The organism is Pseudomonadales bacterium (assembly GCA_013215025.1).
Classification (GTDB): Bacteria; Pseudomonadota; Gammaproteobacteria; order Pseudomonadales; family DT-91; genus DT-91.
The window spans coordinates 1-2,818 of record JABSRR010000248.1; the positions used below are offsets into that span (position 1 = coordinate 1).

At 39.0% G+C, this 2,818-nt stretch carries 5 protein-coding genes; 4 read left to right on the forward strand and 1 reads right to left on the reverse strand.

The annotated features are described in order from the left end of the window. Positions 1-226: 226 nt before the first annotated feature. Complete coding sequence (locus tag HRU21_12475) at positions 227-793, reverse strand: phage gp6-like head-tail connector protein (protein NRA43105.1); 567 nt, start codon at positions 791-793, stop codon at positions 227-229. Between the two features lie 42 nt (positions 794-835). Here HRU21_12475 and HRU21_12480 point away from each other — a divergent pair, with 42 nt between their 5' ends. From HRU21_12480 to HRU21_12495, 4 genes are all read left to right on the forward strand, one after another. Next, positions 836-1,306: a hypothetical protein gene (locus tag HRU21_12480; GenBank protein NRA43106.1), complete on the forward strand. Its 471-nt coding sequence runs from the start codon at positions 836-838 to the stop codon at positions 1,304-1,306. 38 nt (positions 1,307-1,344) lie between these two features. After that, positions 1,345-1,809 carry a hypothetical protein gene (locus HRU21_12485; GenBank protein ID NRA43107.1) on the forward strand — a complete coding sequence of 155 codons (465 nt, stop codon included), beginning with the start codon at positions 1,345-1,347 and terminating at the stop codon, positions 1,807-1,809. Next, a complete protein-coding gene (locus HRU21_12490) occupies positions 1,806-2,090 on the forward strand; it encodes a hypothetical protein (GenBank protein NRA43108.1) in 285 nt (94 codons plus the stop codon). The genes HRU21_12485 and HRU21_12490 overlap by 4 nt, the downstream gene beginning before the upstream one ends. Positions 2,091-2,152: 62 nt before the next feature. Next, positions 2,153-2,581, forward strand: coding sequence for a hypothetical protein (locus tag HRU21_12495; protein ID NRA43109.1), 429 nt, complete (start codon positions 2,153-2,155; stop codon positions 2,579-2,581). The last annotated feature ends 237 nt before the right edge of the window (positions 2,582-2,818 follow it).

Consider the following 2,818-nt stretch of genomic DNA (forward strand, 5'->3'; position numbering starts at 1 on the left):
CCATACTCTGTAACTGTCTTCTTCCTCATTTCTATTACCAACTCAATTGATTGATTAGGAATGTCTCTTGCTGCATATTCTATATCCCTCATGTCTGTAGATACAGAGCATCTAAGTACCGTCTGACCTGTTACAACCTGTGTAATGTCACCGTTTGCTGCTTGCGTCCTTACCGTGTTAAGTATGGAAAGGCTATCTCTAAGTCTGTCTTTCTTGTTTGCCATAATTAGAAGTAAACGTACTTAGCTGGTTTTAAAGTCATTTTGATATTTCTGTCCATTACCATGATGTCACTGTCACCCTCTAAATTAGCCCTATTGTCGTATATCTGTTCTGCCAACGACTTAATACCCGACTTAATCAATTCTAAGTCTGACTCGGATGTTACAGGTAGGCTTTCAAAGGTTACTGTTACAGCGCCACTAGGAGCTTGTAGAAGCTTTATAATCCTTCCGTTGACTCCATACATCTCCCAATCAGTTGAAGCCGTTAGAGTGCCGTTAGAATCGCTTACAGAGGCTATTAATCCTTCGCTAGTAGGGCGAGGTAGCACAACGTAGTAGCAGCCATCTTCTCCCGACTCGGGTGACGGCTCAAAGTATTCATAGTCCTTTGCTATTACATCTCTTGATAGGTAGGTTTCACACATCTCTCTTGCCGAAACTATTATTGCACTTATAACTGCATCGTCCAACGATGTGTCTATTGCCGACCAAGATTTAGCGTCTGCTACACTAACTGGCTCTGTTGCCCCGCTTGCTATACCAAGTCTATTTAGTTGACTTCTTTCCATGACAACAAATTTAGTTAATTTTGCTACACTATGAAGCCGTCAATGAAAATAAACCCTGCCGAGTTAAAAAAGGTTTACGATAAGTTTAAAGCTGTCGGAGGGGCGCAAGAGGAATTTCACAAGGAGCTTAAAAAGGCTGCTCAGAATACAAGAGATAAAGCAAGGAATGATTTTAAGCCTAGAAGCAAGGACAAGAAGGGATTGAAAAGTAACATAAGATATAGAACAATAAGAAGAAAAAAAGCTGGCAGTGCTTATGAGGTTACAATAGGGTCAGACCCAGTTATGGCGTATATTGAGTTTGGTACTAGAACTGAGACAATAGATACAAGCGGTATAGAAAAGTTGTTTGGTAGCTTAGGTAGGAGGTTTGCCCTACAGTTTAGAAAGTCAAACGCAAAGAAGTTTACCAACAGGAAGGCAAAACCATATTTCTACATGAACGCCTATAACGAGCTAGAGAAGTTTAAGAAAAGGATGCAGCAAAAGATAGCACAAGCTGTAAGGAAGTAAACTTGCTAACTCATAACCGACTATATTTGTAGGTATATATGAGGTACGCACTTAACCCACTTATTGTCGCCATTATTAGCGAACTAAAGGACGCTACACCGTCTCTTTCGTTTAACGGAAATCCTATAGATGTATTCACTTCTGTATCTGTAGAGAACCTTTTAAATGATGGTGTTCCTGTAGTGGTTATAAGACCCGCTAATACTATCGAGATAGATGTAAACAAGGACGACTTAGGCCATGAGTATGTAATAGAGATAGAAGTATATTCTAAGTTTGCTGTTGGACTAGGTGGTTGGGGGAATAACAACGACATAGTTGACCAAGTGTTAGCTAAGTTTCGCCCAAACGTCAATGTTGCACTCGACTTATCTGCTGATAACTTTAAAATCATAGCACAAGAAATGGACAACATATCTTCTTTTATAGAAAGCTTTAGTGACAGTGTACTTTATAGCAACACAATATCTATCACGTTTAATATCACAGACTTAACGACATGAGTTCAACTAACACGGTTTTAAAGGACTTTTTCTCTAGCCCATGGATAAGAGTAGCAAACTTCTTCTTAATGGTTTGTATATCACTTGTAGGCGCGCTTCTTTTAAGAGCAGAGTCAGAAGTAAAGAGTAACATTGAGAGCAACGAAAAATCAATAGAGTCACTAGAGGGCAGGGTCGATACACTAGAAGACTCAGCTATTGCAAACGGAATTAAGCTAACATACATAAAGGAAGCTATCGACGAAATGAAGTCCGACCTAAAGGACATCAAAAACAGATAGGCATAATGACGTATCTTTGCTTTGAATTTATTTTAAACGTTTAAAACCATTTTATTAAAATTATGGCAACTACAGGACAATTTAACGGTACTAAAATCGGTGTGACGGTTGATGGTAACCTAATAGGTCACGTAACTCAGCACACTATAGATTACACTGCCAATACTTCTTCTGCTTCTTCTAAAGACAGCGAAGGGCATAACGAGTACATCTACTCATTTAGAGATGGCACAATGTCTTTTGATGCTCTTGTTGTTTACGATGATGACACGGCTGGCGACAAGATTGGGTTCTACGACTTGTTTAATCAAGGCCACTTAGGCAGAACTGTTTTTACCCTAGTAATGGGAACTACTGAATCTGGCGACAGTGTTATTACACAAGAAGCTTTGTTAAACAGCCTTAGCTTAAATGCTTCTGCTGAAGAGACGGTAACTTACTCAGGAAGCTTCCAGTTTACAGGAAAGCCTACAGTATCACAAAATGCTTAATATTTTGTATATTTGAGGCATGAATAAGAGAAGAGGGTATTTTGATATCGAGTTGAATGGTCAGTCTTATACTGGCCATTTTTCACTTAATTTTTGGGCTGAATTAGAAGACTTGCGTGGATATTCTTCACTAGAGGAAACCTTGTACGAGATGAGAAAAGGGTTTAATGTCTCTAAGATTAGAGATATAATATTCTGTGCAATAAAGGCAAACTCAATGGAGCAAGGAGAAAAAGT